The sequence below is a fragment of the Polycladospora coralii genome (genome assembly GCF_014773435.2).
Taxonomy (GTDB): domain Bacteria; phylum Bacillota; class Bacilli; order Thermoactinomycetales; family Thermoactinomycetaceae; genus Polycladospora; species Polycladospora coralii.
Genome location: NZ_JACXAG020000002.1, coordinates 675646 through 699735 on the forward strand (window position 1 = coordinate 675646; position 24090 = coordinate 699735).

The window sequence follows — 24090 nt, forward strand, 5'->3', positions numbered from 1 at the left end:
CTGAAGCTAATACATTAGCTTCAGGTTTGTTTTTGTGGAGAGCGATGTGTCGGTGCTCGTTCTTCAGTTAAGGCTTCAATATACCTCGTTGCGGAGCGCTGGATTACTTCGTACGCTTGCTTTTTAATATTGCGCTTGAAAGCATGATAAAGCGTTTCAAAAGTGAGAGATCCTACTCGATCAGCCATCTCTCTTACTTTGATAGCAGGTAAAGGAATGAGATTGGGGTAACTATACATAAAGCTCACCCAGTTCAGGTCTGGTAGAGATTGAATAATGTCACCAGTAAAGAGAGCACCTAGTCCACCCTCGTTACCTGCCCAATGTAATACAGAACCACCTAAAAAATGTCCGCCTAAGCGGTGTAAGGTTAAGCCCGGAGCTAATTCAATCTGTTCACCTGACCAGAATTGGATGTGGCTACTTGGTCTCATCACCCACGCTTTGTCATCTTCATGGATATAAATTGGGCAGTCAAACCTTTCAGCCCATTCTACTTGAGATGAATAGTAGTGAGGATGTGACAAAGCGATCGCTTGAATGCCTCCTTTTTCTGTTAAGGTATGAATGGTATCTGGATCTAAGTATGTAATACAATCCCATAGTACATTCATTTGCGGGTGTTGTATCAAATAAGCGGATTGTCCAATTGCAAAAGCAGGCTGTGTTGTAATGCTATAAAGACAAGCTTCTTCCTTTGTGATGACATTATGGAAGTTTTGTTGGTGCATTGCTGCTAAAGTCGTCCATTCTTGTCCAGCAGGTTTTACATATTGACGTTCATCAAGACATATGTCACATTTCGAGGGTGGATGTTCTTGTTGAGCGTATTGTGTACCGCAAGTTTGACAGATGTAATGCGTCATGGGAAACCTCTTTCATATGTTGTTTTTATATATTTTTCTAGAAATGTGGTAGTGAGACGAATCATAGGGCTAAGAAGTGTTGCACAAAATGTCCGATAGCGACAGCTAAAGGATTCTCTATACCCTTATAATTTACACACGATTTTTGTAAAAGTCAAACGATTACCCTGTATATGGGAAATAACCAAGAATCAAAACTTTCTTATACGTGAATGAATCGGATCGTTGGTCAGTCAGCCCCCGTTTCGTTAAGTGGAGGCTGAAACGTGTTTACATTTGCATCTTAATACTTTGGCAGCAATACCATACGTAAAACTTTTTCTAGGCGCTTAACGATGGAAGTCCACGAAATCCTGCATCTTATTTTTAGAGCTTAGTGATAGCTTTTCAATCTGTGTTTCTAAATTCGTTTTGCAATAGGCATATAACGCACAGTCTATAGCATTTTTTTGTTTAATTATGTTGATCAAATTTTTAGTAATTGGTGTTGTGCTTTTATTTTTGTTTACATTCATTTTTGTATAGGCGTAGAGCGGCCATCCTAGTTTTTGATTTAATAAAAAGATGGACTCTGCGTACAATTCGGTCGTTCCCACAAAAAGATAATGATTATGAATATTTTTTTTCGCGATAGCTAAGCTTGGTGTGTTCGTTCCTTTCATTCCTGATATATATTGTGTTTGCATATTATTTACAGGGTGAACTAATTGCGCTGGTGATTTGATATGAATAAATTCCTCAAAAGACATTGATTTTACTTTATGGAACCACCTATGTGTATGTGTGTTCCGAATGTAGTGATAGTAGGAAATAATAAGGTCAACTGGATGACGTAACATCGTGATATAAGTATAAGGTCGTCTGATGAGTTGATGAACGCCAAATAGACAGTGCCCATAAATTAATCGAATATTGGATTTTTTATCAGGTGGTAAAAGCATTAATCGCTTTAGATCTCGCATCCGTTGATCACACTCAAATTGATACTGCTTAGGGACGACACGATCCACGATGCGCCGCATTGTTGTTCCGCCTGTTTTGGGAATATGACTAAAAATAAGCAATGGTTTCGCCATTTGTTAAACTCCCTTTAAAAATAGTAAGACTTATCATGCATGCGCTCTATGCTATGTAAAAAAAATTAAAAAGGTGCCTAATCGATAACCAAACTGAGTTGACCGGCGTGTATGTCCATCATTCTGAATCAGTAATCATTAAATCTAAGCAAGGAAAATGATTTAAGTTGCATGATTTCTACGACCGTTTGCATAGAATAAAATATTTGGAACGTTACTGGGAGGGGAAATTAATGCAACAAGATCAATTTATACAGGAAATGGTTGATAAAGTGAATCAGACTTTGGGTCGTTCTGCCATTAAGCGTAGTGATGTGAAGCATGTAATTGTTGAAGCAAAACGCGTTCGCAAGCAGAAAGGTGTATTTGGTTTAATCGGTTATGCCTCCGCCATACCCAAGAATTATTTTAGTGAGCAGGAGAGTGAGAAACTAAAAAACTCGAGACATTGGGAGCCGTTCATGAATGGTGTGCTTAATTTGATGGTTGAAGAAGGTGTGCTCTCAAAAATGGAGTCTAAAATGATGAAAAGCAAAATATGAAATAGGCATGGAGACGTGATAAAGGTACAATCCGAATAGGTAGATGGTTCATAAGGTAAATATATCTATTGGCATATGTATTTGCTTATGAAAAAGGAGAGAAAAGCGATGAATAAAAAAAAGCGTGTAAAATCAAATGGCGCGCCATCTGCCTATTATAAGGATATGAACTGGTTAAAGCAACAGATCAAATCAGCTGTCAAAGAGCAATTAGAAGCGAATCAAAAGGAGTCGGAGGGTAGAGCTGAAGAAAATCCTTTTCCAATGAATGGTTGGGAACAAGTTCCCCCACCTCAAAGACAGAAAACAGAGCAGGAGCGAACCCCTGATGGTATGGTAGAAGAAGATCTTTTTGCTTCGCCATGGGGGCCGATTGATGAACATCCAGGACAAACACCTAAGCCTTCAGTAGAAGAGAATCCTTGGAAAATGGAGCAACAACCATCTACGCAAGAACAAGAGATAGAAGAATGGCCAGATGCATTTGATGAAACGGCGAATTTAAGGTCTGCTAGTCGTTCTAAGCCAAAGAAAATAAAAAAACAGAATCTTAGATAAACATCTCTTTGCAATGAAAAAAGGCTCGCATTTTAAGGCGAGCCAAGGGTATCTTTCACAACTCATATGTGTCAGATACTAAATGGGAGAGGAGAAACCGGAGGAAGAGCTTATGGGGAAACGTAAGTCTTCTCCGCGGTTGACAACATCTCAACTGATGTTGCCACTACTAGTGTAACCTTTCTACTTTCTTTTATACCCTAAAATCCAGGTAATGTTCTATAGACTTTCGCATTCATATGTAACTTGTGGTAGGATAAAAAATGCTAAAGGTATATCATGCATAAACCAATAGACTTAAAAATATCAAATGATGGTAGTGTTGATCACCTCATACACGACGAGTCTAGGGCAAAATGGTGCCAATTGATACGCTGGATGTGACTTCATTTCATGTTGTATTTGCTTATTGGTTTGGAAGGAAGAAAATAGAAAATGCGAATTATAGCTGGAAGTGCAAAGGGAACAAAATTAAAAATGGTTCCAGGAAAACATGTGCGCCCAACTGTGGATCGTGTTAAAGAGACACTTTTTAATGTGATCGGACCTTATTTTGATGAGGGTTGGGCGCTTGATCTATTTGCGGGAACAGGTGGATTAGGGTTGGAGGCATTGAGTAGAGGAATCGCTCATGCTGTTTTTATTGATCAATCGAGGACAAGCATAGAAACGATCAAAGAAAATATTCAGTTAACACATTTTGAGAAGCAAAGTGAATGGTATCGGCAAGATGCACGAGCCGCGATTAAATTTTTAGCTAAACGTGCGGTGAAGTTTAATCTCATTTTTCTAGACCCACCTTACCATGAGAATTGGTTAGAGCCGATTGTATACCAAATATTACAGTTAGATTTGTTAGAGGATCGTGGTGTGCTGGTCTTGGAACACCCTACTCGAGTGAAAATACCTGAATCCTGGTCAGGCCTTTCGAGTGATCGCATACTTACTTTCGGCGACACACAATTGACGATACTCACAAAATAGAAATAGCATAATTGAAAGAGGGGAAGAGAATGGGTATAGCTGTATATCCAGGTAGTTTTGATCCGATTACATTAGGGCATTTAGATTTAATTGAACGCGGTGCAAAAGTTTTTGATCAAGTAATTGTAGCGGTCTTGGTTAACGCGCATAAAAAGCCTTTATTTTCAGTAGAACAAAGAAAAATGATGATTGAAGAAGCCACCATGCACTTAGGAGATCGTGTTCGAGTAGACAGCTTTCATGGCTTACTCATCGATTACGTAAAAGAACAAGATGCTAAAGTGGTCTTAAGAGGATTGCGCGCCATTTCTGATTTTGAATATGAACTTCAAATTGCTTCTGTTAATCGCAAACTAAGCGAAGAAATTGAGACATTCTTTCTGATGAGCAATACGGAACATTCCTTTATTAGCTCACGTATGGTAAAGGAATTGGCTAGTTACGGAGCAGATGTAAAAGATTTGGTTCCGTCACCCGTTTTAAAGGAATTAAAACAAAAGTTCTCAACTGAAATCCGCTGATCATTTAAGATGCTAGCGGATTTTTATGGTTTTAATGGATCGTATTCGTTTTTGATGTCTTGCCTGGATTTGATAGATCATCCACATCAATAAAGTGATATAAGTAAACCATTGCAAGATATCGAAAAGGAAAAGTTGTGAAAGTTGATTGGTTTGATTTTGATAAATGGCCATGGCTGGTGATAGCGTCGTAACCCGATTATCAAATAATGGATAAATAATGATTGTGATTATACCCGCTAAAACACCATGAAACAAACGTGCCAAAAGATAAGGTAAGTAACGAATATCGGTTTTGCTGATCATACTTGCAACTTGTGCATGAATCGAAAAGCCGTTCCAACCGATCAATATGCTAACGATCGTTAGCGCATAAACAATTGGGATCGAAGAAACCGTTGCACTTGCTAATTGTGAGCCCAGTGTGATTTCAAAAATACCTGCCAGAATGGAATCGGTAAGTTCAATGGGAAAATGAATGAAGCTGAGCATACTTGAAATGATATTTTCTAAAATCAAAGTGACACCCACAAAATGAATCAATTGAACGAGAACAGAGAACATCATGATAAAGCCACCGATTAGCAATAAAGTCTGAATGGCTGAAGTGACAGACTGTCCTAAAAGCTGACCGAGTGAGCGACCATCACGTATACGAGCACGATGCATGGCGCTTAAAGCGCGAATCAATAGCCACCCCTCTCTTTTGGGGGGAGAAGGTGATGGCGGAGCGTCTTGACGATAAAAGCGCATAGCCATCCCGACAAGAATACTACTAGAATAATGTGCAATCGCTAAAATAATGCCGATCGATGGTTTTTCAAAAAAACCAACTGAAACAGCTCCAAAGAGAAAAAGAGGACCTGCCGTACTGGTAAAGGATATGAGCCGTTCGCCTTCTTCGCGCGTCACCATTCCTTGTTCGCGCAGTCGAGAAGTTAACTTGGCTCCCATTGGATTACCTGAAATCAAGCCGACAGCCATCACAAATGCACCAGCCCCAGGTACACGAAATATGGGTCGCATTAACGGTTCTAAAAGAACACTTAAAAAGTGAACCGCTCCAAATCCCATCAACATCTCAGCTGTAATAAAAAAAGGAAGTAGTGATGGGAAAACGACATCCCACCAAATGGTGAGCCCACGGAGTGATGATTGAAACGCTTGTTCCGGATACATCAGCAGAATAGTTGCAATGAAAAAAGCGACAAAAGCCAATAAAATTGTTTTTAGTTGGCTACGGAGAAGGGGTTGGATCATAGGCAATCGCTCCTTGTGGACAACTACGTCCCTATATCTTACGCATATCGGTGTGTTTTAGACCGATGATTTTTTTAAAAGCGCAAAACGGTTAAAATAGAGATATTCTTTTTCGTAGTAGGATTGCGATTGGCGATTCATCTACAAAACAGGTAGCGATACGGATGAGGAGGAAAATATCTTGTCTAGACCAAAAATTGGTTTAGCTCTTGGTTCGGGAGGAGCCAGGGGAATAGCGCATTTTGGCGTTGTAAAAGTGTTGCAAGAAGCAGGTATCTCATTTGACTTTATCGCGGGAAGTAGTATGGGTTCTATAGTAGGGGTGTTACTAGCTAATGGAGCAGATATGGATTTGTGCGGGAAATTAATTGGTCAATTGAAGGTGCCAAATTGGATCGATTTATCCATGCCTAAGAAAGGTTTTATACAAGGTGTTCGGATTAAAGAGTTAATTCGACTTCTTACCCATGAGAAAAATCTAGAACAATTAGAGATTCCTACCGCAGTGGTGGCAACTGATCTGCAAAACGGTGAGCGTGTGATTTTTACAGAAGGGCCAATAGACGAAGCAGTTCGCGCGAGTATTTCCATACCAGGTGTATTTGAACCTGTGTACCATCAAGGTCGTATACTAACAGACGGTGGCGTGATCGATCGTGTTCCCATTTCAGTCGTACGGGATATGGGCGCTGATTTTGTCATTGCTGTAGATGTGATTCCACGCGTTCATGAGGCGAAGATCGAGAATATTTTTGATGTGATGACACAAACATTAAGTATTATGCAAAGAGAAATCCTGAGCCAACAAATGTTAACGGCCGATTTTTTATTTCATCCTCACGTGGGTGATTTCAGTGCGACCTCTTTTAGAAAAAGTGAAGTCCTCATTGAAAGAGGGCGAGTCGAAGCGGAAAAACATATTACACAACTAAAAAACTTATTAATGCATTGGCAAGGAGAGCGAATATCTGATGCACTTGAAAAAATGGAATAAATCGATTATTGGCTGGCTATCTTTATCTATTCTACTACTCGGACTGGGTATATTTTCTATTTTTCCAATTCCATACTTTGTTATTCAACCCGGGGAGGCTGTCACTGCAGCTCAAATTGTAGATGTGAAACAATCTAAAACTGCAAGTAGTGGAGAATTCTTATTAACCACGATTTCGATGCGAGAAGCCAAGATGTTTGATTATCTCCATACATATCTTTTTCCTCATACAGAATTGGTGGATCAAACAGAAGTATTAGCGCGTTACGAGTCGGAAGCTGAATATGAAAAAAGACAGGAAACAAACATGAAAAACTCGCAAAACAAAGCGGTTTTAGCGGCTTTTCAGCAAGCGAATCTACCTATCTCCTCAGAAATGACAGGAATAGAAGTAGTGGGGCTCGTAGATGATAGCCAGCGAGGAGATGAATTACGGGTAGGTGACATCTTATTAGCGATCAATGGGGTAAAGTTACAATCTGTTTCACACTTATTGGAGATCCTAAAGCCACTCGCAGTAGGCGAACAAGTGGTAGTCAACTTACAGCGAGGCCAAGAATTGATGAAAGAGCCTGTGAGATTGATTGCACTTCCTACGGATGATGGAAAAGATAAAGCGCGAGCGGGATTAGGTATTTTACCGATGGAAATGCTAACGGTGAAAAGTGAACCACAAGTAGAAATAAATGCCGAAAATATTGGAGGACCGTCTGCGGGGTTGATGTTTGCTTTAGAGATTTTAGATCAGCTTTCACCAGAAGATTTGACACAAGGTATGAAAATTGCTGGGACGGGTACGATTTCAGAAAATGGAGAAGTAGGACAAATAGGTGGGATTGAACACAAAATTATTGCAGCGAATCGGGAAAAAGCGCAAATCTTCTTTTGTCCGAAAGATCGATCTCCAGAGGATTCAAATGAGAAGGTCGTCAAGCAAATCGCGGATGAGTTAAATATTAAAGTGAAAATCGTGCCTGTGCGCACATTATCAGAGGCCATTGCGTATTTACAAGATATAGCAAGTGGTTAAAAATATTGACAGAGACAGCTGATGTATCTTATAATTAGCCTGTTTTTACACAAGGGGTGGAATCATGCAGATTTTCCTGCAGACATTAAATCAGCTTCAGGATAAACCATTTCATGTCCATGAATTGGTTTCATTTGTTTCATTAGAAACAGATATTTCTGAGTTGGTTCGAATGGGACCCGTTGATGTACACGCATCTTTTTATAAATTGGAATCCAACCTTTTTCAGGTAGATGTGACGCAATCGACAAATGTAGTGATGACATGTTCCCGCTGCTTAATGGAAACGGAAACCACCATTTCTACAAATTGGTCGATGCAGTTTACAGACGTATCCAATAAAGCAAAAGAAACGGAAGAGCATGTAGTTATTTTTATAGATGGGAACGCAATTGATTTACTTCCGTACATTCGTGAAGAGTTATTACTTCATATTCCGTATGCCCCTATCTGTAAAGAGGATTGTGCTGGTCTGTGTTTAAAATGTGGCATCAACAAAAATGTAGAAAAGTGCAAGTGTCGAACAGAGCGCATTGATCCGCGTCTGGAGAAATTACAGGAGCTTTTCAATGAAGGATCAAATTGACCCCATGAAAACTGCTCGCACTTATGTTACATTCGATTAGGGGGTGAATTGTCATGGCTGTACCATTTAGACGTACATCTAAAACGCGTAAGCGTAAACGTCGTACTCATTTTAAGTTAACGGTTGCTGGTATGGGTACATGCCCACAATGTGGAGCTGCAAAGCTTTCTCATCGTGTCTGCAAAGAGTGTGGACATTACAAGGGTGCTGAAGTTGAAGGTGTTGTAAACGACTAGTGATGAAGAAAAAGGACAAGTGCTGATGCATTTGTCCTTTTTCTTATGCTTTAGCTTGACTTTTTTTTAGAAAATTGATTATACTTATTTAGTACCTAGTACTAATAGTTAGTCATAAAGGTGGTTAGAACGTGACGCGTGTTTCCAAAAAAGAACGACATAAAAAATTGATGCACGCATTAAACGGAGATCCGTTTTTGACAGATGGGGACTTGGCGAATCGCTGTAATGTGAGTATTCAAACGATCCGTTTGGATAGAATGGAGTTAGGGATTCCAGAGTTGCGTGAACGAATAAAACATATGGCTGAAGAAAAGTTTGACTCTGTACGTTCTTTGGCACCTGAAGAAGTTTATGGAGAAGTGATTGACTTACAGCTAGATCACAGTGGTACTTCCATCATTGAGATCATGGAGGACCATGTGTTTGAAAGAAATCAGATTGCGCGTGGACATTACTTATTTGCACAAGCTAATTCTTTAGCAGTAGCCATTGTAAACTCTGATCTTGCATTAACGAAATCGGCTGATATTCGATTTATAAGACCTGTCAAACTGGGAGAAAAATGTTTGGCCCATGCTCATGTAGTGGCAAAAAAGGGTCAGCATATTCAAATAAATATAGAAACAAAAGTAATGGATGAAACGGTATTTCATGGCGTTTTCGATGTATATTGTTTGGAAGAAGATGTGTTGTCTAAGTAAGGGGGTAAAAAATGCGGATTGCAATTGATGCGCATGGTGGAGATCATGCACCAGCTGAGGTGATTGAAGCTGTGAAACGAGCCGAGAGAGCGTGGCCGGAATATGAATTTGTTGTAGTGGGACAAGTGGATAAAATGAGCGCTCCAGACTATGAAAATATTCAATTCCACCACACAACAGAAAAGATTGAACCAGATGATGAACCTGTTCGTTCAGTCCGCCGGAAAAAAGACGCTTCTATGGTAGTGGGATGCGCACAGGTAAAGAATAAAACTTTTGATGCCTTTATAAGTGGTGGAAACACAGGTGCTTTGATGGCGGCGGGTCTTTTCTATACGGGCCGGTTGCCAGGTGTAGATCGTCCAGCATTAGCAGCTATTTTTCCATCTGTTGTGGGACAAGGCACGTTGGTGCTTGATGTAGGTGCCAATCCTGAAGCGAAACCTGAGCACCTAAGGCAATATGCATTGATGGGAAGTATCTATGCGACTCATGTATTAGGAATTGAAAAGCCTCGTGTGGGATTACTTAATATTGGAACTGAGGCAGGTAAAGGAACCTCTCTCACTAAGGAAGCATTTCGCATGATGCATACTGAAGCCGCTATTCATTTTGTTGGTAATGTAGAAGCTAGAGATATCCTAACAGGGGTATGTGATGTCCTGATTTGTGATGGGTTTAGTGGGAATGTTCTCCTAAAAAATACTGAAGGTGTAGCAAAAGAGATTTTTTCAAGGCTGAAACAGGAATTTATGCGTACACCATTGACTAAATTAGCCGCACTTGCACTAAAGCCAGGGTTACAATCATTTAAAGGAGATATGGATTATAAGGAACACGGAGGTGCCCCCTTACTGGGATTAGCAGGTCCCATTATTAAGGCGCATGGCTCATCCGATGCACGTGCTTTTTTTAATGCGATTCGACAAGCGATTCAGTTTCATGAAAAAGGCGTTATTGACTTAATTACCACACATTTAGCCTCTGAAGGAGCGGATTAATGGTGAGAGCGGTTGGGATTTTAGGTACTGGATCATATTTGCCGGAAAAAATTTTGACCAATCAAGATTTAGAAAAAATGGTCGATACAAGCGATGAATGGATTGTTTCGCGTACGGGTATCAGAGAGCGGAGAGTCGCATCACCAAATGAGTCTTCGTCAGATCTTGCTTTACGGGCTGCACAAAATGCTTTGGACCACGCACAAATTAAAGCGGAAGAAATCGATCTTATCATTGTAGCTACTGTTACACCGGATATGTCATTCCCTGCGACCGCATGTTTAATTCAAGATGCATTAGGCGCTCATCAAGCGGCCACTTTTGATTTATCTGCCGCGTGTACCGGTTTTCTGTACGGTGTAGCAACTGCAACTCAGTTTATTCAAACGGGTATGTATCAGCATGCGCTAGTGGTTGGAGTAGAATGTTTAACTAAAATTGTAGATTGGACAGATCGAAATACCTGTGTATTATTTGGTGATGGAGCGGGGGCTGCAGTGCTTGGGCCTGTGGAGGATGGATATGGCTTTTTATCTTTCGATCTAGGTGGAGATGGGGCCAAAGGAGAGCTCCTCTCTTTGCCAGCAGGTGGATCACGCTTACCAACCTCAATGGATACGATTCAGCAACGTTTACATTATATATCTATGTCGGGACAAGAAGTATTTCGATTTGCTGTGCGTGTGATTAACTCATCGACAGAAAAAGCATTAAGTAAAGCGGGAATAACGAAGGAAGAAATTGACTATCTGATCCCACATCAAGCAAATATGCGCATTATCGAATCGGCAATGAAGCGATTCGGTCTAACTGAAAATAAAGTCGTGGTCAATTTAGATCGATATGGCAATATGTCTGCTGCTTCTATTCCTGTGGCCTTGGACGAAGTAGTCAGAGCAAAACAAATTAAAAGAGGGGACATGGTTGTCTTATGTGGTTTTGGCGGAGGATTAACTTGGGGTGCCTCTGTCTTGAAGTGGACATGACATAACATTGGAGGGAAACATGAATAAAATCGCATTTATTTTTCCGGGACAAGGTTCACAACAAGTAGGAATGGGCGCATCGCTTGTAAAAGAAAATGAAAGTGCTGCTAAGTTTTATCGAGAAGCGGATGAAAAGCTAGGCTTTTCGCTATCGCAAATCTGTTTTAAAGGTCCAGATGAAAAACTACAATATACGGCGATTACCCAACCTGCCATTTTAACAACAAGCGTAGCTTTGTATCAAGCCTTTATGGAAAAAGCAAGTATTGCACCTGCTTTTGTAGCTGGACATAGCTTAGGCGAGTATACAGCACTGGTGGCAGCTGGAGTCATTTCCTTTCCAGATGCGGTTCTAACCGTTCATAAAAGGGGTAAATGGATGGATGAAGCGGTTCCAGCTGGAAAAGGAGCAATGGCTGCGGTATTAAAACTAGAAAAAGAAAAACTTGAACTTATTTGCGAAGCGGTGTCACAGGAAATCGGTATCGTTGAAATTGCGAACTATAATAGTGTAGACCAGATTGTTATTTCTGGTGAGCGTGATGCAGTCGTGGAAGCAAGTAAAAGAGCGGAAGACGCGGGGGCGCGTAAAGTAATTCCACTTGCAGTAAGCGGTCCTTTCCATTCTTCACTGATGCAACCTGCTGCTCAACATTTAACAGCCGAGCTTGAGCAGGTTCATTTGGCGGATGGTCGTGTTCCACTCGTTAGCAATGTGACAGCGCGTGCTGTGAATAAACGTGATGAGATCATCCGTTTGTTGGTCGATCAGGTGACATCACCCGTGCGTTTTGAAGAGTCGATACAGTTCATGATTGACCAAGGTGTAACCGTATTCATTGAATTTGGTGCAGGCAGAGTTTTAACCGGTCTTATCAAAAAAATAGATCGTAAAGTGAAAACGCTGGCAGTCTATGATGCAGAATCTATCGATTCGGTCATTGCAGAAATAGGATGTTAAATATCAATTGTGTAGATCGACACGCCTGGTTATATATATTTCCTGAGAGGAGAAGTGGATATGCTGACAGATCAAGTTGCCTTAGTAACGGGTGGTTCAAGAGGAATTGGACGAGCTATAGCCTTATCACTAGCATCTGTGGGAGCGAATATCGTCATATTTTATGCAGGAAATAAAGAAGCAGCTGAGCAAACTGTTCAATCTATTTTAGAATTTGGGGTAAAAGCAACGTCTTACCAAGTAGATGTTTCTAAAAAAGAAGAAGTAGATAGCGCAATAAAAGAGATTATCGCCAGTTGGGGACATATCGACATATTAGTCAATAATGCCGGAATAACACGCGACAATTTGTTGATGAGGATGAAGGAAGACGAGTGGGACGAAGTAATCAATACGAACTTAAAGGGATATTTCTTGTGTACAAAAGCTGTCGCTAGACCGATGTTGAAGCAACGAAGCGGGCGTATCATTAATATTGGTTCAGTTGTTGGGATAACGGGCAATACTGGACAAGCTAATTATGCTGCTGCGAAAGCGGGTGTAATCGGACTTACAAAAACGACGGCACGGGAATTAGCTAGTCGTGGAATAACGGTTAATTGCATCGCACCAGGATTTATAAAAACGGAAATGACTGATCAGCTAGATCAAGAGTTACATGAAGAATGGATGAAACAAATTCCATTAAAACATTTTGGAGAATCAACGGATGTGGCAGAAGCCGTGAAGTTCGTAGCAAGTAGTAGCGCTCGTTATATTACAGGACAAACGATCCATGTAGATGGTGGGTTGTTAATGGGCTAATCTTTTGACCATTCATTGCGTGTCAGGGTAACATTCCGTATAATACGAAAGGAGGTGATCAGAATGGCAGACGTTTTAGATCGAGTCAAAAAGATTATCGTGGAGCATTTAGATGCTAATGAAGCAGAAGTGACGATGCAAACGAACATTAAAGATGACTTAGGTGCAGATTCTCTTGATATTGTCGATTTAATTATGGAATTAGAAGATGAGTTTGACATGGAAATCGCCGAAGATAAAACGGAAGAGATCGCAACTGTTGGTGATATCGTCAATTACATTAATCAACATAAATCATAATCACATACTTAAGTGAAAGTCCCGCTTGTGCGGGGCTTTCTATGAATGACTCAACGTGCCTTTAAAAGACTGAAAGGTTGTGTCAAAATGAATAATCGTGTTGTGGTTACAGGAATTGGAATGATTTCTCCACTAGGAAATGATCGCCAAACTTTTTGGGACAATTTAGTAGCAGGTAAATCGGGTGTAGATCATGTTACTTTATTTGATACGGCTGACTATACCGTTAAAATCGCCGCAGAAGTAAAAGGCTTTGACCCAACAGATTACATGGAAAAAAAAGAAGCGCGCCGTATGGACAGGTTTACTCAGTTTGCGGTGGCGGCTGCTAAAAGTGGATTAAAAGATGCCAATTTAGATATGGAACGTGTTCAACGTGATCGTGTTGGGGTGAGTGTTGGATCCGGTATAGGGGGTCTAAATACATTAGAAAAGCAGCACCAAGTATTGTTAGAGAAAGGCCCAAAACGCGTTAGCCCATTTTTTGTTCCGATGATGATCGCAAATATGGCTGCTGGACAGATTTCGATACATACAGGTGCACAAGGCCCCAACAATGCTTCTGTAACAGCATGTGCGACAGGAACGCACAATATAGGAGAAGCATTTAAAGTGATCCAACGCGGACAAGCAGATGTCATGATTGCGGGTGGAACTGAGGCAACCATTAGCCCAATGGCAATGGCAGGCTTTTCTTCTATGGGTGCTTTGTCTACTAAAAACGATGACCCACAAAAAGCAAGCCGTCCTTTTGACCTCGACCGAACGGGTTTTGTGATGGGCGAAGGAGCAGGCATTCTCATTTTGGAAAATCTAGCGCATGCTAGAAAGCGTGGAGCTAAGATTATTGCAGAAGTGGTTGGATATGGTTCGACAGCTGACGCTTATCATATTACAAGTCCCTCCCCAGATGGAGAAGGAGCAGCGCGTAGTATGAAAATGGCGTTAGAAGATGCTGGGTTTATGGTATCTGATATCGATTACATCAATGCACACGGTACCTCTACGGAGCTCAATGATAAATTTGAAACGATGGCAATAAAGCGTTTATTTCAAGATCATGCAAAAAAACTGGCCATAAGCTCAAATAAATCGATGATTGGTCATTTGTTAGGGGCTGCCGGAGGCGTAGAAGCTGCCGCTACCGCGTTAACCTTGCAATCACAATTGATTCCACCAACCATCAATTATGAAACGCCTGATCCAGAGTGTGATCTGGACTATGTGCCCAATGAAGCACGCTCTATGCGTGTGCGAACTGCTTTGTCCAATTCGCTAGGATTCGGTGGTCATAACGCAACTCTGGCCTTTAAAGCGTATATAGAAGAATAATGAAATAGGAATTGGAGGTGGAGCATAGGATGAACTTTACTGTACTGGAACAAATGACAGAGATGAAAATGAAAAATAAAAAGTTGTTCCAACAGGCTTTTACGCACACCTCTTTCGCTCATGAACGTAAAAATAATGGTTACTATCCGGATAATGAACGACTTGAATTTTTGGGAGATGCGGTTTTAGAGTTGGCTGTATCAGAATATTTATTTGAACGGTACCCTAAAATGAGTGAAGGTGAATTAACGCGTATGCGTGCGCGGATGGTATGTGAACCATCGCTTGCTTCATTTGCGAAGGAGCTCGGTTTTGGAAAACACATACGTCTGGGAAAAGGGGAAGAAATGACAGGTGGACGTACACGCCCTTCACTACTCGCAGATGTATTTGAAGCTTTTATCGGTGCTTTATATCTGGACCAAGGACTAGAACAAGTGAAACGCTTTCTAGGTGATTTTGTTTTTCCGAAGATTAATGAAGAGTGGCTTGCAAGTATGACAGACGCCAAAAGTCAATTACAGGAATTGGTGCAACAAGAGCGACTGGGGCCGCTAGAATATAAGATCATTGACATGCAGGGTCCAGCACACGATCGTTATTTTGTTGCAGCGGTCTATCTGGATACGCGTATGCTTGGCGAGGGCTCAGGACGTTCTAAAAAGGAAGCTGAACAACAAGCTGCCACACAAGCTTTGAAAAATTGGTTGTCAGAATAAGATAAAGCCACCGCTTCCTCATTTTTGAACGGTGGTTTTTCTATTAGATTCGGGGGAGGATTACTTTCTTATGGACTCTATTGCTTACTTTTCTTTTCAAGCTCTCTCTATCTTAGCCATTTTGTTACCCATTTTAGGAGGGGGGGCTGCCATTTATCTGCTATGGCGAGGCGTAAAGGCTTTAGAAGGTGTGAATCAACAACTGGCAGATTTAAAGAAGGATAAAAAGCGTGCTTAAATCACCTGATTTAAGTACGCTTTTTATTTTCGACTTTTAAAGTGTAACGTTTCGTGGTATAATTGAGAATAAATATCATTCTCTGTTGAGGTAGGAGTGTTTAAAGTTGAAGCTTGTGGAATCGGAGCGGAATTTCTTAGAGGAGCATTTTAACATTTCGTTTTCTCATAATCGTGAAGAAACGATAAAAATCCCGACCAAACATCTTCTGAATGAATCGAATTTATTAGCTCAATTTCAACGATTGAGTCTTTATATGAATACAAATACCAAACAAGTTATCGCTTCACAGTTTTCTAAGCGGTACGCTTATACGATTGTGAGCCCGGTACTATTTGCCATGAGTATACTAAATAAACAATTAAACACCGACCTTTCTTCTTCTACATTAGGGCTATCATTGGATGAAGAAAAATGGAAAACCACAATTTATCTTTCAGATCTGGAGATGCATGTAAACACAAATGATCGGGAAGCTTTTCGCTCTGCTGTTTGGCAAAGCTTATTTCGTGACCATCTCACACCGATTTGGCATGCTTTAGCAACCTATTGTCATGTTTCACCTACGCTTTTATGGGAAAACACAGCAGCCTATATCTTTTGGTTATATGAACAAAAAATCTCATCTATGTTTGAGTTATCACCGTGTGTAGTTGAGCAAGCTATGGATGATTTTCATTTTATGATGGATCACGCCGCTCCATCTGATTTTGGCGTACCTTCACATCCCCTAAAGCGTTTTTACACACCTAAAAACTGGATCACATCTAATCAGAAGCAAGTGCGTAAGCGTAAAACGTGTTGTTTATATTATGCGACGAGTGATGAGGGAAAGATGTGTGGATCGTGTCCCAAGAATCGAACCTTGGTTAAAATTGACGATGCCTCAATCACTGCTTCCACAGCAGTCCACCATGCTCTCGTCCAAGCAAAATAAGCAGGACGAACATATACTGAGGGTAACGCTACAGGATAGGGTGATGCCCTTGGTAAATAACTGTATAAAAAATCTGTTTATTAATAAAATATCAAATAATAGTGGTGTCTTCTTTGGAATCAACATGAACACTTGGAATGAAAGTATGGAAGAAGAGCCTTCTGCGGTGGATGCTCCAGATAGCACGATTCAGACTCCGATTCGACATCGTCATAAAAGCAAACAGCACAGAAAAAAGTTTTCTTCTCGACCCTATTCGATTAAAATGAAAATTAACATAAAATAAAAATAGCGAGAGGGTATATTCCCTCTCGCTTAGCATGATCAAGGAGGTACATATGGAAAAAGAATGTACGTATGAGGACTTTTTGAAGGTGGACATGCGAGTGGGAGAAATAGAGCGAGCGCTTCCCTTTCCAAAGGCGCGTAAGCCAGCTTATCAGTTATGGATCAACTTTGGAGAAGAGATTGGGATTAAAAAAAGTAGTGCACAAGTCACAGAGCGCTATCAGGTAGAGGATTTGATTGGGCGCAAAGTGATTGCCGTCGTAAATTTTCCTGAAAAGCAAATTGCCAATTTCATGTCTGAAGCCCTCGTATTGGGAATCGATAGCGTAGCAGGTGGCGTTTCACTATTGCAAATTGAACATGATACACCATTGGGTACACGCGTTTACTAAAATGAGCATCTCTCATAGGTAGAGATGCTCATTTTATGCTAAAATAAGTGCGTTGAAACGCGCGCGAAAGGGGGATGGGTATGTATTTAAAACGACTGGATATGTCGGGCTTTAAATCATTTGCAGATCGAACGCAAATGGAGTTTGTTCCTGGGATTACTGCTGTCGTGGGTCCCAATGGAAGTGGTAAAAGCAATGTTACAGATGGCATTCGTTGGGTATTAGGGGAGCAAAGTGCAAAATCGCTACGCGGTTCGAAAATGGAAGATGTTATTTTTGCAGGTAGCGAGTCTCGTAAACCAGTTGGATATTGCGAAGTTGCGATGACATTTGATAATAGTGAGCATAAATTACCACTTGATTATACCGAAGTAACGGTTACAAGACGGGTGTATCGATCTGGGGATAGTGAATACTTACTGAATAAGCAAACATGCCGTTTGCGTGATATTCATGAACTGTTTATGGATACGGGTATCGGAAAAGATGCATATTCCATGATTGGACAAGGTAAGATTGATGAGATTTTAAGTTCGAAATCGGAAGATAGACGTGCTATTTTTGAAGAAGCGGCTGGAATTGTTAAATATAAAACAAGAAAAAAAGAAGCTGAGAAAAAGTTAGAGGGTACAGAACAAAATCTAACACGGATTCGTGACTTAATTCATGAACTACACACGCAATTAGAGCCACTTGCCGCACAAGCTGAACAAGCGAAAGCTTATAAAGCACTGAAAACAGAATTAGCAGAAATTGAAGTACGATTGTATGTACATAAAATCAAATCATTACATAACGATTGGCAAATATCTAAATTGGAAATGACCCAATTAAAAGAAACGCAATCTGTATTAGGGGCTGACATCAGTAAACAAGAAGCAGATTTGGTCATCTTAAAGGAAAACCGTAGAGAAAACGAAGAAAAATGGGAACAATTGCAAGCGGAACTCTTACAGGTGAGTGAGCAACTTGAAAAAGTGGAGGGGAAAAAAGACGTTCGTGAAGAGCGTATTCGAAATCATGCTGCTACCGAAGAACAGTTAAAGGAGCGATTGATCGAACTTGAAGAGCGGTATCACAAGCGCGTAACAGAACAAGGGCGATTATCTCAGCTGTTACAGCAAAAAGAAGCAGAACTGAAGCACGCAGAACTTCAGTTGGGAGAGGCACTTCGTTCACTTTCCTTAAATTCTGAAGAGGCAAACGAACAACTTGCTAAGCTCCATGCTCAACGAAATCAAGATGGGCAATTACTAACCGAGCTTCGTAGTGAACACACTTATCTAATTGAACAACTAGAAGAATTGCAGTCACGACTCAATGCGCTTGATTCAAAAGAAGAGACGTGGGTAACTGAACAACGTGAAAAGCAAGCTGAACGAGATCAGGTACTGAAGCAACGGGAACAACTCGAACATGAACGACAACAAGTTGCATTGCAACTACGTGCCCTTGAACAAGAGAGACAACAACTTGAACAGGAAGATGGGCCACTCAAGAGAGCATACCAACAAATTGAAAAAAAAATACATCAACTTCGTACGGAACAGGAATGGCTGAAGGGAATGGAGGCCGAACATCAAGGTTTTTTCCAAGGGGTAAAAGAAATTTTAAGGGCTCGTGATCAACATGTTTCCTCATTACAAGGTGTACATGGTGCTGTAGCGCAAATCATTCAAGTGCCTCATCAGTATGAGGTAGCAATTGAAACGGCATTAGGTGGCGCCTTGCAACATGTAGTTGTTGATAATGCATATACCGGTAGACAAGGCATTGCTTTTTTGAAAGAAAAAAAGTTAGGTAGAGCGACCTTTCTTCCGCTTGATGTGATGCGCGCTCGTGTCATGTCACAAACAGATCGACATATCTTACAGCAACAGCAAGGTGTGATTGGAACGGGTGCTGATCTAGTCTCTTATGACGCCCAGTATCGAGAACTGTTTCACTATCTACTCGGATTGGTAATCATTACAGAAACCCTTGCCCAAGCTAATGCAGTTGCCAAACAGCTCCAATATCGGTATCGTATTGTGACCCTAGATGGAGATATTGTAAATCCTGGGGGCTCTATGTCAGGAGGAAGTCGTCAAGGGAATAAGACTAATTTGCTGGGGCGTTCTCGCCAAATTGAAGAATTGGATAAAAAAATTGAGGAGCAAAAACAACAACTTGCTGAGTGCGGAAATCGCGTAGATCAGCTACAACATAATCGAAAAATTTTGGATGAAAAAAGAGAGCTGATTCGTAAACAAGGTGAAGAACGAAGAGTAAGTGAACAAGCCTTAATTAGCCGAGATCGAGAGTTAGCGCACTTACTTCAGCTCACACATGACAATCAAGAAAATTTGAAAGCAGAGCGTACCGCATTGGCACATAAGCTTCAGAGCATCAAAGAAAAGAGACAACAGGTTAAAGAAGAAATGACGCGTATAGTCGAGCAAAATGATAGCTTAAACGATGAAATAGAGCAGGTTCAGCATCTTGTTCAAAAAGAAATAGATGATCGAGCAGAAGTAAATGAGCAAGTTACAGAATGGAAAGTAAAAGTGGCTGCTTTAAATCAGGAAAATACGCATTTAAAAGAGCGTCATTTACAAGTTATGACGGAATGTGAGCAGACGGAAAAGCAGTTATCCCATTCGCAAATGGAAAAACGCGATTTAGGGGAAACATTAACAGAGAATCATGTTGAAATAGAAAAATTAACGATGGAAATCGATCACCTTAGACAAGGTAAAGCAGAAGTGCAAGCACGCGTAGCACAGGTTAAAAGTATTCGTGAACAGCAGTTATCAGAACAAGAATTACAAGAAAAAGAGGTACGCAACAAACAAGCGACCATGCGACAGCTAGAAGCGAAGATGCATGAGCAGCAAATCCAAGCCAATCGTCAAGATGTAGAATTAAATCATCTTTTGCAAAAATTAGCAGAAGAATATGAGTTAAGTTATGAGCGCGCAGCCGCACAATATGAGCCACCAGAAGATGTGAAAGTTGCTGAAAAGCAAGTGCGATCGTTAAAAGCCCAAATGGGTCGTTTAGGTGATGTCAATCTAGGTGCAGTGGAAGAATATGAACGCTTATATGAACGACACCAGTTCCTAGAAGCACAAGAAAACGATCTAACGGAATCTAAGCAAAAACTAGCAGATATTATTACGAAAATGGAAGCCGAGATGGGCAAGCGCTTCTTAGAAGCTTTTGAGCGCATCCGTAGTGAATTTCAAGTTGTATTTGTAGAAATGTTTGGAGGAGGTAAAGCAGATCTAAACTTGGAGGACCCTGATCATTTATTGGAAACGGGAATTGAAATTGTTGCGCAGCCCCCTGGGAAAAAATTACAAAACTTAACGTTATTATCAGGGGGAGAACGCGCACTCGCAGCATTAGCATTACTGTTTTCTGTTCTTCATATGAAGCCAGTTCCGTTTTGTGTATTGGATGAAGTGGATGCTGCTTTGGACGAAGCGAACTTAACTAGATATACACGTTACATGCAAAAATTTGCCCACAATACACAATTTATTATTATCACACATCGAAAGCATACGATGGAAGGCGCAGATGTTTTATATGGTGTAACCATGCAAGAATCTGGTGTTTCCAAGTTGGTTTCTGTTAATCTAGAAGAATATGACCAAAAACAAGAGGTCGCAGCAGCATTGGAATAGGAGGATGTCAGTTGAGCTTTTTAAAACGATTACGTGAAAATGTATCGAAAAAAACGGAAAGTGTGACACAAAAGTTTATCTCGGGTTTAAGTAAGACAAGTCATTCATTTGTAGGTGCCATGAACAACTTATTTACCGGGCGTACTAAAATTGATGAAGACCTTTATGAAGAATTAGAAGATATCTTAATTGGTGCTGATGTAGGTGTGAATACAACCTTGGAATTAGTTGAGCGCTTGCGAGATGAAGTAAAGGAACGCAAAATAAAAGATCCGAGTGAACTACAACCTTTGTTGTCCGAAATCATCGGTGACATGCTTACAAATGAAGATGAATCCCATCATATCCAATTAAACGAAGACGGCTTAACGGTGATTTTATTTGTCGGTGTTAATGGTGTAGGAAAAACGACTAGTATCGGGAAATTAGCACATCGATACAAAAGTGAAGGCAAAAAAGTAGTAATGGCTGCCGGGGATACGTTTCGTGCTGGTGCGATCGAGCAACTACAGGTTTGGGGAGAGCGAGTCGGGGTTGATGTAATACGTCAATCTTCGGGGTCTGATCCAGCAGCTGTCATCTATGATGGCATTCAAGCAGCAAAATCACGCCAAGCAGATATCTTATTATGTGATACTGCGGGGCGCTTACAAAACAAAGTGAACTTGATGGAAGAGCTAAAAAAAGTGAATCGGGTTATCCAGCGTGAAGTGCCGGATGGACCACATGAAATTTTACTGGCGCTTGATGCAACAGCAGGACAAAATGCACTCGTCCAAGCGAAACAGTTTGGTGAGGCGGTGAACGTCTCTGGAATTGTATTAACGAAATTAGACGGTACAGCTAAAGGCGGAATTGTGATCGCGATCAGTCATGAATTAAATATTCCGGTCAAATTGGTGGGTCTAGGTGAAAAAGCCGACGATCTGCAAACTTTTGATACGGATCAGTTTTTACATGCACTTTTTAAAGATGCAGTGATAGAGGATGATAAGATGCAAGTGGATTAAACCATTCATTTTCTGTATCAAGGAAAAAACCTTGACATTGGATTGCAACCCAGTTATAGTAGAATCCTGTAAAGGTAATCACCTTGACGGTGAATGTGAGGTGACTCCATTGTTGGAGAAAACCACAGAGATGAACTTATTATATGATTTTTATGGATCACTACTTACAGAAAAACAACAGCAACTTTTAGAAATGTATTATGTAGAAGATTGGTCACTGGGTGAGATCGCTGAACATAATGGGGTTTCGCGCCAAGCCGTATTTGAAGCGATTAAACGTGCGAAACAATCCTTATCGGAATTTGAGGCGAAACTCGGTTTAATGAGACATTATATACAGAGGCAAAAAATAGCGGAGCAAGTATTGCATTTATTGCAAGACTTACCAGAGATCAAACAACAGGTGCAACCATTAATTGTACAGATGGTGGATCAAGACTAATACAGTGGGAGGTGGCACCATGGCGTTTGAAGGGTTATCCGAACGGATGCAAGCCGTAATGAGTAAGTTGCGTGGCAAAGGAAAAGTGAGCGAAGCGGATGTGAAAGAGGCTACGCGTGAGATTCGTTTAGCACTTCTTGAAGCGGATGTAAACTTTAAAGTGGTAAAAACCTTTGTCAATCGTGTGAAAGAGCGAGCGGTTGGACAAGAAGTACTGAAGAGCTTAACGCCAGGTCAGCAAGTTGTTAAAGTGGTGAATGAAGAATTGACTGCTTTAATGGGAACGGAACAAGCTAAGCTCGTACAAGCAAATCGACCTCCAACCAAAATTATGATGGTTGGTTTACAAGGTGCTGGTAAAACAACCACCTCAGGTAAGCTCGTCAAATACTTACAAAAACAAAATCGAAAGTCTTTATTGGTAGCTGGGGATGTATATCGTCCAGCAGCGATTAAACAATTACAAGTGCTGGGTGAGTCACTTGATACGCCAGTCTTTTCCTTGGGAGATCAAGAAAGTCCTGTTAAGATCGCAGAGCAAGGCTTGGCAGAAGCGAAGCAAGAGCATGTGGACTATGTCATCTTCGATACAGCAGGTCGCTTGCATATTGATGAAAAGATGATGGAGGAATTGAAACAAATTCGTGAAAAAGTTCAGCCAGATGAAATTTTGCTTGTTGTGGATGCGATGACGGGTCAAGATGCGGTTAATGTTGCAGAGCATTTTAATCGTGAACTTGGATTAACAGGGATTGTATTGACCAAACTGGATGGAGATACGCGCGGAGGAGCTGCGCTATCTGTAAAATCTGTCACCGACTGCCCGATTAAGTTTGTCGGTATGGGTGAAAAATCAGATGCTTTAGAGCCTTTTCACCCTGAGCGAATGGCTTCTCGAATCTTGGGAATGGGTGACGTGCTTACTTTGATTGAGAAAGCGCAATCAAATGTAGACGCTGAAAAGGCAAAAGCACTAGAACGTAAAATGCGTACGCAATCGTTTACATTTGATGACTTTCTAGATCAACTACAACAAGTGAGAAATATGGGGCCACTCGAAGACATGCTCGGCATGCTACCGGGTGCAGGCCAAATGAAAGGCTTAAAAAATATGCAAGTCGATGAAAAACAAATTGGCCGCATTGAAGCGATCATTCGTTCTATGACTCCATATGAGAAGGAACACCCGGAACATATCAATGCAAGCCGTCGTAAGCGGATTGCACTTGGAAGTGGAACGAACGTACAAGATGTAAATCGACTGCTCAAACAGTTTGATGATATGAAAAAGATGATGAAAAAATTCTCTGCAATGACCAAAAGTAAGAAAAAGCGTAAAGGATTTAAGTTTCCTTTTATGCCTTAATGTTTTCCTGATACCCTGATTAGGAGGTGAAAGATATGGCAGTTAAAATTCGTTTGAAGCGTATGGGAGCTAAAAAATCCCCGTTTTACCGTGTAGTCGTTGCGGATTCCCGTGCTCCACGTGATGGACGTTTTATTGAGGAAATTGGATATTTCAATCCCCTCACGGATCCAGCACAAGTGAAAATCGATGGAGAAAAAGCGAAAAAGTGGTTATCTGATGGTGCGCAACCTTCTGATACTGTACGCAATTTATTCCGTCGCGAAGGCATTTTGTAAGACACCTC

27 protein-coding genes are annotated in these 24090 nt (G+C 40.9%); 24 read left to right on the forward strand and 3 right to left on the reverse strand.

The annotated features are described in order from the left end of the window. Positions 1-20 precede the first annotated feature (20 nt). Both IC619_RS07645 and IC619_RS07650 read right to left on the reverse strand, forming a co-directional pair. On the reverse strand, positions 21-866 hold the full coding sequence (locus tag IC619_RS07645) for an MBL fold metallo-hydrolase (protein WP_191140093.1): 846 nt from the start codon (positions 864-866) through the stop codon (positions 21-23). A 329-nt stretch (positions 867-1195) separates the two neighbouring features. Then, a complete protein-coding gene (locus IC619_RS07650) occupies positions 1196-1942 on the reverse strand; it encodes a sulfotransferase family 2 domain-containing protein (RefSeq protein WP_191140094.1) in 747 nt (248 codons plus the stop codon). Between the two features lie 233 nt (positions 1943-2175). Here IC619_RS07650 and IC619_RS07655 point away from each other — a divergent pair, with 233 nt between their 5' ends. The 4 genes from IC619_RS07655 (at position 2176) to coaD (ending at position 4547) form a co-directional block, all read left to right on the forward strand. Next, positions 2176-2484: a hypothetical protein gene (locus IC619_RS07655; RefSeq protein ID WP_191140095.1), complete on the forward strand. Its 309-nt coding sequence runs from the start codon at positions 2176-2178 to the stop codon at positions 2482-2484. Positions 2485-2592: 108 nt separating this feature from the next. After that, positions 2593-3042, forward strand: coding sequence for a hypothetical protein (locus tag IC619_RS07660; protein ID WP_191140096.1), 450 nt, complete (start codon positions 2593-2595; stop codon positions 3040-3042). A gap of 435 nt (positions 3043-3477) precedes the next feature. Next, positions 3478-4026, forward strand: coding sequence for a 16S rRNA (guanine(966)-N(2))-methyltransferase RsmD (gene rsmD, locus IC619_RS07665; protein WP_191140097.1), 549 nt, complete (start codon positions 3478-3480; stop codon positions 4024-4026). Between the two features lie 29 nt (positions 4027-4055). Next, a complete protein-coding gene (coaD, locus tag IC619_RS07670; protein WP_191140098.1) occupies positions 4056-4547 on the forward strand; it encodes a pantetheine-phosphate adenylyltransferase in 492 nt (163 codons plus the stop codon). A 12-nt stretch (positions 4548-4559) separates the two neighbouring features. Here the strand turns inward: coaD and ylbJ are convergent, their stop codons facing one another. Continuing rightward, on the reverse strand, positions 4560-5807 hold the full coding sequence (gene ylbJ / locus IC619_RS07675) for a sporulation integral membrane protein YlbJ (protein ID WP_191140099.1): 1248 nt from the start codon (positions 5805-5807) through the stop codon (positions 4560-4562). A gap of 181 nt (positions 5808-5988) precedes the next feature. Between ylbJ and IC619_RS07680 the strand changes: the two genes are divergently transcribed. The 20 genes from IC619_RS07680 (at position 5989) to rpsP (ending at position 24082) form a co-directional block, all read left to right on the forward strand. Further along, positions 5989-6801 (forward strand): patatin-like phospholipase family protein, encoded by an 813-nt coding sequence (locus tag IC619_RS07680; RefSeq protein ID WP_191140100.1) that lies wholly within the window; start codon positions 5989-5991, stop codon positions 6799-6801. Next, complete coding sequence (locus IC619_RS07685; RefSeq protein ID WP_191140101.1) at positions 6779-7831, forward strand: SepM family pheromone-processing serine protease; 1053 nt, start codon at positions 6779-6781, stop codon at positions 7829-7831. The genes IC619_RS07680 and IC619_RS07685 overlap by 23 nt, the downstream gene beginning before the upstream one ends. A gap of 64 nt (positions 7832-7895) precedes the next feature. Beyond that, a complete protein-coding gene (locus IC619_RS07690) occupies positions 7896-8417 on the forward strand; it encodes a YceD family protein (protein WP_191140102.1) in 522 nt (173 codons plus the stop codon). 53 nt (positions 8418-8470) lie between these two features. After that, entirely contained in the window at positions 8471-8653 is a 183-nt protein-coding gene (rpmF, locus tag IC619_RS07695) for a 50S ribosomal protein L32 (RefSeq protein ID WP_191140103.1), read from the forward strand. Between the two features lie 170 nt (positions 8654-8823). Next, positions 8824-9357 (forward strand): transcription factor FapR, encoded by a 534-nt coding sequence (gene fapR / locus IC619_RS07700; RefSeq protein ID WP_249669783.1) that lies wholly within the window; start codon positions 8824-8826, stop codon positions 9355-9357. Positions 9358-9368: 11 nt separating this feature from the next. Beyond that, a complete protein-coding gene (plsX, locus tag IC619_RS07705) occupies positions 9369-10358 on the forward strand; it encodes a phosphate acyltransferase PlsX (protein ID WP_191140105.1) in 990 nt (329 codons plus the stop codon). Further along, positions 10358-11344, forward strand: coding sequence for a beta-ketoacyl-ACP synthase III (locus IC619_RS07710; protein ID WP_191140106.1), 987 nt, complete (start codon positions 10358-10360; stop codon positions 11342-11344). The genes plsX and IC619_RS07710 overlap by 1 nt, the downstream gene beginning before the upstream one ends. Before the next feature lie 19 nt (positions 11345-11363). After that, positions 11364-12305 carry an ACP S-malonyltransferase gene (gene fabD / locus IC619_RS07715; protein WP_191140107.1) on the forward strand — a complete coding sequence of 314 codons (942 nt, stop codon included), beginning with the start codon at positions 11364-11366 and terminating at the stop codon, positions 12303-12305. 60 nt (positions 12306-12365) lie between these two features. Then, positions 12366-13109: a 3-oxoacyl-[acyl-carrier-protein] reductase gene (gene fabG, locus IC619_RS07720; protein ID WP_191140108.1), complete on the forward strand. Its 744-nt coding sequence runs from the start codon at positions 12366-12368 to the stop codon at positions 13107-13109. Positions 13110-13172: 63 nt separating this feature from the next. After that, positions 13173-13409, forward strand: coding sequence for an acyl carrier protein (locus tag IC619_RS07725; RefSeq protein WP_191140109.1), 237 nt, complete (start codon positions 13173-13175; stop codon positions 13407-13409). 87 nt (positions 13410-13496) lie between these two features. After that, the gene (gene fabF, locus IC619_RS07730; protein WP_191140110.1) at positions 13497-14741 is read left to right on the forward strand and encodes a beta-ketoacyl-ACP synthase II; all 1245 of its coding nucleotides are present in this window, start codon (positions 13497-13499) and stop codon (positions 14739-14741) included. 29 nt (positions 14742-14770) lie between these two features. Next, on the forward strand, positions 14771-15460 hold the full coding sequence (gene rnc / locus IC619_RS07735) for a ribonuclease III (protein WP_191140111.1): 690 nt from the start codon (positions 14771-14773) through the stop codon (positions 15458-15460). Between the two features lie 70 nt (positions 15461-15530). Continuing rightward, the gene (locus IC619_RS07740; protein ID WP_191140112.1) at positions 15531-15698 is read left to right on the forward strand and encodes a hypothetical protein; all 168 of its coding nucleotides are present in this window, start codon (positions 15531-15533) and stop codon (positions 15696-15698) included. A gap of 115 nt (positions 15699-15813) precedes the next feature. Further along, on the forward strand, positions 15814-16635 hold the full coding sequence (gene fhuF / locus IC619_RS07745; RefSeq protein ID WP_347239772.1) for a siderophore-iron reductase FhuF: 822 nt from the start codon (positions 15814-15816) through the stop codon (positions 16633-16635). Positions 16636-16973: 338 nt separating this feature from the next. Further along, positions 16974-17315, forward strand: coding sequence for a tRNA-binding protein (locus IC619_RS07750; RefSeq protein ID WP_191140114.1), 342 nt, complete (start codon positions 16974-16976; stop codon positions 17313-17315). 80 nt (positions 17316-17395) lie between these two features. Continuing rightward, a complete protein-coding gene (gene smc, locus IC619_RS07755) occupies positions 17396-20986 on the forward strand; it encodes a chromosome segregation protein SMC (RefSeq protein WP_191140115.1) in 3591 nt (1196 codons plus the stop codon). An 11-nt stretch (positions 20987-20997) separates the two neighbouring features. Then, positions 20998-21996, forward strand: a complete 999-nt coding sequence (gene ftsY, locus IC619_RS07760; protein WP_191140116.1) for a signal recognition particle-docking protein FtsY — start codon at positions 20998-21000, stop codon at positions 21994-21996. A 112-nt stretch (positions 21997-22108) separates the two neighbouring features. Further along, positions 22109-22438 (forward strand): YlxM family DNA-binding protein, encoded by a 330-nt coding sequence (gene ylxM / locus IC619_RS07765; protein ID WP_224749539.1) that lies wholly within the window; start codon positions 22109-22111, stop codon positions 22436-22438. Between the two features lie 19 nt (positions 22439-22457). Next, positions 22458-23804 carry a signal recognition particle protein gene (gene ffh / locus IC619_RS07770; protein ID WP_191140118.1) on the forward strand — a complete coding sequence of 449 codons (1347 nt, stop codon included), beginning with the start codon at positions 22458-22460 and terminating at the stop codon, positions 23802-23804. A 35-nt stretch (positions 23805-23839) separates the two neighbouring features. Continuing rightward, complete coding sequence (gene rpsP, locus IC619_RS07775) at positions 23840-24082, forward strand: 30S ribosomal protein S16 (RefSeq protein ID WP_191140119.1); 243 nt, start codon at positions 23840-23842, stop codon at positions 24080-24082. Positions 24083-24090 lie beyond the last annotated feature (8 nt).

Coding starts and splice junctions, on each gene's coding strand:
- IC619_RS07645 (WP_191140093.1), bottom strand. CDS start 866: ATGACGCATTACATCTGTCAAACTTGCGGTACACAATACGCTCAACAA.
- IC619_RS07650 (WP_191140094.1), bottom strand. CDS start 1,942: ATGGCGAAACCATTGCTTATTTTTAGTCATATTCCCAAAACAGGCGGA.
- IC619_RS07655 (WP_191140095.1), top strand. CDS start 2,176: ATGCAACAAGATCAATTTATACAGGAAATGGTTGATAAAGTGAATCAG.
- IC619_RS07660 (WP_191140096.1), top strand. CDS start 2,593: ATGAATAAAAAAAAGCGTGTAAAATCAAATGGCGCGCCATCTGCCTAT.
- rsmD (WP_191140097.1), top strand. CDS start 3,478: ATGCGAATTATAGCTGGAAGTGCAAAGGGAACAAAATTAAAAATGGTT.
- coaD (WP_191140098.1), top strand. CDS start 4,056: ATGGGTATAGCTGTATATCCAGGTAGTTTTGATCCGATTACATTAGGG.
- ylbJ (WP_191140099.1), bottom strand. CDS start 5,807: ATGATCCAACCCCTTCTCCGTAGCCAACTAAAAACAATTTTATTGGCT.
- IC619_RS07685 (WP_191140101.1), top strand. CDS start 6,779: ATGCACTTGAAAAAATGGAATAAATCGATTATTGGCTGGCTATCTTTA.
- IC619_RS07690 (WP_191140102.1), top strand. CDS start 7,896: ATGCAGATTTTCCTGCAGACATTAAATCAGCTTCAGGATAAACCATTT.
- rpmF (WP_191140103.1), top strand. CDS start 8,471: ATGGCTGTACCATTTAGACGTACATCTAAAACGCGTAAGCGTAAACGT.
- fapR (WP_249669783.1), top strand. CDS start 8,824: ATGCACGCATTAAACGGAGATCCGTTTTTGACAGATGGGGACTTGGCG.
- plsX (WP_191140105.1), top strand. CDS start 9,369: ATGCGGATTGCAATTGATGCGCATGGTGGAGATCATGCACCAGCTGAG.
- IC619_RS07710 (WP_191140106.1), top strand. CDS start 10,358: ATGGTGAGAGCGGTTGGGATTTTAGGTACTGGATCATATTTGCCGGAA.
- fabD (WP_191140107.1), top strand. CDS start 11,364: ATGAATAAAATCGCATTTATTTTTCCGGGACAAGGTTCACAACAAGTA.
- fabG (WP_191140108.1), top strand. CDS start 12,366: ATGCTGACAGATCAAGTTGCCTTAGTAACGGGTGGTTCAAGAGGAATT.
- IC619_RS07725 (WP_191140109.1), top strand. CDS start 13,173: ATGGCAGACGTTTTAGATCGAGTCAAAAAGATTATCGTGGAGCATTTA.
- fabF (WP_191140110.1), top strand. CDS start 13,497: ATGAATAATCGTGTTGTGGTTACAGGAATTGGAATGATTTCTCCACTA.
- rnc (WP_191140111.1), top strand. CDS start 14,771: ATGAACTTTACTGTACTGGAACAAATGACAGAGATGAAAATGAAAAAT.
- IC619_RS07740 (WP_191140112.1), top strand. CDS start 15,531: ATGGACTCTATTGCTTACTTTTCTTTTCAAGCTCTCTCTATCTTAGCC.
- IC619_RS07750 (WP_191140114.1), top strand. CDS start 16,974: ATGGAAAAAGAATGTACGTATGAGGACTTTTTGAAGGTGGACATGCGA.
- smc (WP_191140115.1), top strand. CDS start 17,396: ATGTATTTAAAACGACTGGATATGTCGGGCTTTAAATCATTTGCAGAT.
- ffh (WP_191140118.1), top strand. CDS start 22,458: ATGGCGTTTGAAGGGTTATCCGAACGGATGCAAGCCGTAATGAGTAAG.
- rpsP (WP_191140119.1), top strand. CDS start 23,840: ATGGCAGTTAAAATTCGTTTGAAGCGTATGGGAGCTAAAAAATCCCCG.